The sequence below is a fragment of the Bacillus sp. XF8 genome, assembly GCF_017498755.1.
GTDB classification, from domain to species: domain Bacteria; phylum Bacillota; class Bacilli; order Bacillales; family Bacillaceae_G; genus Bacillus_A; species Bacillus_A bingmayongensis.
Map to the genome: position 1 here is coordinate 1 of NZ_JAGDQK010000083.1, position 5,835 is coordinate 5,835.

A 5,835-nucleotide genomic window follows, 5' to 3' on the forward strand; every position below is an offset into this window, starting at 1 on the left:
CGACTTCCTTATGTTAACACTTTAATGTTTCAATGTCAACTAAGTTTTTTATTTCGTTTGTCGCGTTTTGCGTTGTTTCTATCAGCGACTCGTATAATATTACACCTCTATATATTAATAGTCAATAACTTTTTAAAACTTTTTTTCAATAGATTTATCTCTTCTTTATAAAGCGTTGTAAAAGTATCCTAAAACACTTCTTCTCCCCACTTGGTTTCCCTTATCTATAAACCTTTAGTAGATTATCATACATTTACCTTTCTCGATTCGATTCTATACTTATAACCTTATTTTAACAATTAATAGTATATAATGAGATAGCTGTTGTATTTTTCATTACCCAAACCATAATACAAAACAAAATTCTATTATAAGCAGGTGAAAATATGGAAGATATCCGTGTACTGATAGCAGACGATGATAAAGAAATTCGAGAGCTATTAAAAAAATATCTAGAACGGGAATTATATACAGTAGATACTGCGATGAACGGTGAAGAAGCTCTTCACTTATTTAATCAAAATAAATATAACCTTATCATACTAGATCTGATGATGCCTAAGGTTGATGGTATCGAAGTATGTAGAAGACTTAGGGATAAAACAAATATCCCTATATTAATGCTCACTGCTAAAGATCAAGAAGTAGATAAAATCTTAGGCTTAAGCATAGGAGCGGACGATTACATTACAAAGCCTTTTAGTATCAATGAGGTAGTCGCTAGAATAAAAGCTCTTATGAGGCGTTTTTTAGTATTAGGAAGTAACGCTAACACACAGGAACAGACACTCCTAATATTTAAAGGGCTAACAATCGATGTAAAAAAGTACACAGTTAACGTAAATGGCGCAGAAATCTCTTTAACGGGAAAAGAACTAGAATTATTAAAGTTTTTCGCTTTAAACCCTGAACAAGTTTTCACAAAAACACAACTCTTCCGTAATGTTTGGGATAGTAACTATATAGAAGATGACAATACCGTTATGGTGCACATTCGAAAGCTTAGAAAGAAAATAGAAGCTGACCCTTCAAATCCTAAATTCATCCAAACCGTCTGGGGCATTGGTTATAAATTTGTAGGTGAGAAGAATGAAGAATGATAAAGTTCTCTATCTAATCTTATTGCAGTTTATAATCATTACTGGACTTCTATTTATAGATATGGTTCACACACTAAAATTAATTGTATTCATTATCCTTATCGTTATAACAGTAAGTCTTTTCTTTACAAGACTTCATTTTATTCAAACTAGGAAGTCCATGGTTACGAAATTAAGACGGGTTATTAATGGCAATCTACATACACGACTATATACAAATAACGATCATTCACTAGATGACGTCATTTTTTCTATAAATGAGTTAATAACCGAGCTAGAAAAAGTGCAAGTTGAGGCCAAAAAGTCTCAAAAGGCTAGAAAACAACTTCTATCTAGTATCTCACATGATATACGAACACCTCTTACTTCTATTATTGGATATATTGACGCATTAAAAGATGATATAGCTGCTTCAGAGGAAGAAAAACTGGAATATCTTGAAATACTCTCAAATAAATCAAATAGCTTAAAACACTTAGTTGATGAAATATTTAATATGGCAAAACTTGATGCAGATGAATTTCCATTAAAGGAAGAGCAACTTGATTTTTCAGAGATTACTAGAGAATCACTAATCGAGTTTTTACCTGAACTATCAAAACATAGTATTGAGTTACAAGTTAATATCCCAGAAGACCCTTGCATCATTACAGCAGATTCTTTTAGTCTTATGCGAGTTATAAGTAATCTCCTAAAAAATGCTATATATTACGGAAAGCCTGGAAAAATAGTAGGAATCGAACTTTTAGAAACCACTAATGACTATCAGCTGCTCATTTGGGATAAAGGCCCTGGCATTTCAACAGGTGATCTAGAGAACGTATTTGAGAGAATGTACCGAAGTGACCAATCAAGGAATCCTTCGCATGGCGGGAGTGGCTTAGGACTTGCCATCGCAAAAGCTCTCGTAGAAAAAAACGGCGGCCAAATATGGGTAGAAAGTATTCCGTGGAAACAAACCACCTTTGGCTTTTCCATTCCAAAACAAACTGTTTTTAAGAAATAGTTAAGAAATGATTAAGCAGCAGTTAAATCCTCCTTTTTATCATGTACTTAAGAGATTATAGAAAGTAGGTGTTCAACATAAATACAATTATAAAAACAACAAACTTGACTAAAATTTATGGCAAACAAAAATCAGTAGATAATCTAAATATAAATGTAAATCAAGGGGAGATTTACGGCTTTATCGGACGAAACGGCGCAGGTAAAACAACGACCATTCGAATGCTACTAGGATTAATAAAACCTACAAGCGGAAAAATTGAAATATTCGGGGAGGATTTTTTCAAAAACCAAAAAGAAATTTTAAGAAGAATTGGTTCTATCGTTGAAGTTCCAGGGTTTTATGAAAACCTTACTGCAAGAGAAAATTTATTAATTAATGCCAAAATCATTGGAGTTCACAAAAAAAATGCAATTGAAGAGGCATTAGAAATTGTAGGATTGCAACATGAAACGAAAAAGCTAGTAGGAAAATACTCATTAGGGATGAAACAGCGATTAGGAATAGCGAGAACTCTACTCCATTATCCAGAACTATTGATACTAGATGAACCGACAAACGGCTTAGATCCAATTGGAATTAAAGAAATGCGAAAACTCATTAAATCTTTAGCGCAAGAACGAAACATAACAATATTAATTTCCAGCCATATTTTAGCTGAGGTCGAACAGCTAGTAGATCATATGGGGATTATTCATGAAGGAAAGTTATTAGAAGAGATTTCTCTCGATACACTTCGAAAAACAAATCGTAAATACTTAGAATTCCAAGTAAATAACGATAATAAAGCTGCAATGTTGTTAGAAGACCAATTCCATATTTCAGATTATGAGGTTCATGATGAAGGTAATATTCGCGTCTATTCCCACTTTGGGCAACAAGGGCAGATTAATAAAACATTTGTCCAAAACGACATTGAAGTACTAAAAATTATGATGAGCGAAGACAGATTAGAAGATTACTTCACCAAATTAGTTGGAGGTGGAACAATTGGTTAATCTACTATATACCGAACTATTAAAATTAAAACGTTCTAACATGTTCTTAATTAGTATTATTGGAGCAGCGGTAGCACCGTTTATGATAGTTTTGGCCTTTTATATAGAAATGAAAACAAAACCATCTGCTCCACCTGCGAGTTTCGATGCCCTTTTTATTAATACTAATATGTACACTGTTTTATTTATGGGAGTCCTTCTATACGGAGTCGTTACCGCTTATCTCTTTAATCGGGAATACACAGAAGATACATTAAAAAACCTATTAACCATTCCTGTATCACGTTTTAACTTTATTATGAGTAAATTCATCCTTCTATTTATCTGGATTATGATACTTACTATAGTTGCATGGGGACTAACTTTACTATTAGGGCTATTAGGAGGTTTTCCAGGCTTAAGTAGTCTATTACTCTTCCAATTTTTGATAAAATTTTTGATGGGCGGTGGATTCCTTTTTATCTTATCTCCCCCTATTGTACTGTTAACTCTTGTAATGAAGACTTATGTTCCGCCTATTATATTAACAATTGTTATAGCAATGGTAAATGTTATGACTGCAAGTTCAGAGCACAGAGATTTATTTCCTTGGGCAGCTATACTGGATATAGTAAACAACGAATTGCAACCAACATATCCACCAGAATATTCTTATGTTATCGTTGCTGCTACAGCTATTTTCGGCTTTCTCGCAACAATATTCTATTTTAAAAAGGTTGATATTCATTAATTTATAAAGATGATGAAATGTACTCTATGTCTATCTACAACATTTTCATTTAAATAATAGGAGTGAAATTATGAGCGATACAATTATTGCCTTCATACTCGGTATTGTAGAAGGACTAGCAGAATTCCTACCTATTTCTTCTACTGGGCATCTTATACTAGTAGGACACTTATTAGGTTTTGAAGGAGAAAGAGCAAAAACATTTGAGATTGTCATACAATTAGGAGCAATTTTAGCTATTGCTGTTTTATATCACAAACGCCTTGTTTCCTTATGTAACATTAAGCCTCTCTTGCAGAAAGAGAAAAAATTCAATGCACTACATGTTTTCCTAGGTGTATTTCCAGCTGTAGTTGCTGGCTTACTATTACATGATGTAATTAAAACATACTTATTTCAGCCATATACTGTCGTTATCGGACTTGTAGCAGGAGCTATTCTTATGATTTTCGCAGAAGTCAAAAAACCTGAAGCTACCTCTTATTCATTAGACGATTTAACGTATCGTCAAGCATTAACAATTGGATTATTTCAATGTTTAGCGGTATATCCTGGTTTTTCAAGAGCTGGATCCACAATGTCTGGAGGATTGTTAGCAAAAGTGAACTATAAAGCTGCATCAGAATTTTCTTTTCTTATTGCTCTTCCTGTCATGGTTGGTGCAACAGGTCTAGACTTATTAAAAAGTTGGGAACATTTAAGTATAGATGATATTCCCATGTTTGCAGTAGGATTTATTACTTCTTTTATTGTAGCGATGCTAGCAGTTGTAACTTTTTTAAAACTACTAGCACAAATAGGTTTAAAACCTTTCGCTTATTATCGTATTTTATTAGCTCTTGTATTCACTATCTTCGTACTGCTCTAATCATAACAAGATTCTCTACACACTAACGAGCCGATATTCCTATGGAAGAATCGGCTCGTTGTGATTATAAATGCCTATCAGGTATACCTTCTCAATTTTAACGAAAAGATACGTTAAACAAACTTCTCATAAAAAGCGTTGGTCTTATTATTTAAATGAATCATCTAATCTTGAAAATGTAGGTATTTGTTTAAAAGGGCTTGACTTTATTATTCTGAATATTCTTTAATATATATAGTAAAGGTTTATACAATAGATGGATATAAATGAACAGCGCGAGTATATTAAGCATATTTATTCAGCAGTTTTCTTTTACTGATCCAAAAAACAACGAAGAAAATGTAATTTACCAAACAACCTATCATTAACAAACGGAATCTTATGGTGAGCAATTAGGCATGTAAATAAAGTGAAACTGTAATCAGTGAAGTTCTCCTCATCCCCCGCCTAACTTCTTTGCTTTCGCTAAATTTTGAAATTAAAGTCTTGCTACCCGCGAATAGTGGGATAAACAATAGAGAAATGAGTGAATGCTACAAATGAACCAATTAGCGCAAAAATATTGGAATGAGTATTGGGGAGAAAACGAAAAGCCGAAATCTGTCAGCGCATGGCAGTTCGGGGCATCTCCTGACTATCTTGCTCAATTAGTAATTGATGGTGTAAAAACAGCAACATGCTCTGGTCATACCTTCTATGAACTAGACAATGAGCCACTTCCTACGACAAATGATTATAGCATTATCTTAAATAGCCATGATGAGCCTGTAGCCATTATTAAAACAACGGAAGTAACTGTAACACCAATGAATGAAGTGCCCGAAGAATTTGCCATTGCAGAAGGCGAAGGTGATCGAACTTATGACTACTGGAGAAAAGCACATATAAAATTTTTCACAGAAGAGTTACACAAAATTGGACGTGAATTTTCTGAAGACATGTTACTCGTTTGTGAGCGTTTTGAACTTATTGATACGAAGAAATAAATGAAGGACATGTTACTTGTATACAAAAGTAAGTATTGTGTTTATTAAACAAAAAAACCTAAGTCGAAATGACTTAGGTTTTTGCTTGGCGACGTCCTACTCTCACAGGGACAAGGTCCCAACTACCATCGGCGCTAGAGAGCTTAA

Annotated in this window: 6 protein-coding genes; all 6 read left to right on the plus strand. The window is 33.5% G+C overall.

Annotation, left to right across the window (positions count from 1 at the left end; genetic code table 11):
• The first annotated feature begins 386 nt into the window (after positions 1 to 386).
• The 6 genes from J4P91_RS28070 to J4P91_RS28095 all read left to right on the plus strand — a co-directional run bounded on the left by J4P91_RS28070 (position 387) and on the right by J4P91_RS28095 (position 5,688).
• Entirely contained in the window at positions 387 to 1,100 is a 714-nt protein-coding gene (locus J4P91_RS28070; protein ID WP_207996709.1) for a response regulator transcription factor, read from the plus strand.
• Positions 1,090 to 2,106 (plus strand): sensor histidine kinase, encoded by a 1,017-nt coding sequence (locus J4P91_RS28075; RefSeq protein WP_207996710.1) that lies wholly within the window; start codon positions 1,090 to 1,092, stop codon positions 2,104 to 2,106. Before J4P91_RS28070 ends, J4P91_RS28075 begins: the two co-directional genes overlap by 11 nt.
• Before the next feature lie 68 nt (positions 2,107 to 2,174).
• Positions 2,175 to 3,104: an ABC transporter ATP-binding protein gene (locus J4P91_RS28080; protein ID WP_207996711.1), complete on the plus strand. Its 930-nt coding sequence runs from the start codon at positions 2,175 to 2,177 to the stop codon at positions 3,102 to 3,104.
• A complete protein-coding gene (locus J4P91_RS28085; RefSeq protein WP_207996712.1) occupies positions 3,097 to 3,834 on the plus strand; it encodes an ABC transporter permease in 738 nt (245 codons plus the stop codon). The genes J4P91_RS28080 and J4P91_RS28085 overlap by 8 nt, the downstream gene beginning before the upstream one ends.
• A 70-nt stretch (positions 3,835 to 3,904) precedes the next feature.
• A complete protein-coding gene (bacA, locus tag J4P91_RS28090; RefSeq protein WP_207996713.1) occupies positions 3,905 to 4,702 on the plus strand; it encodes an undecaprenyl-diphosphate phosphatase in 798 nt (265 codons plus the stop codon).
• Between the two features lie 539 nt (positions 4,703 to 5,241).
• Positions 5,242 to 5,688 carry an ASCH domain-containing protein gene (locus J4P91_RS28095; RefSeq protein WP_207996714.1) on the plus strand — a complete coding sequence of 149 codons (447 nt, stop codon included), beginning with the start codon at positions 5,242 to 5,244 and terminating at the stop codon, positions 5,686 to 5,688.
• Positions 5,689 to 5,835 lie beyond the last annotated feature (147 nt).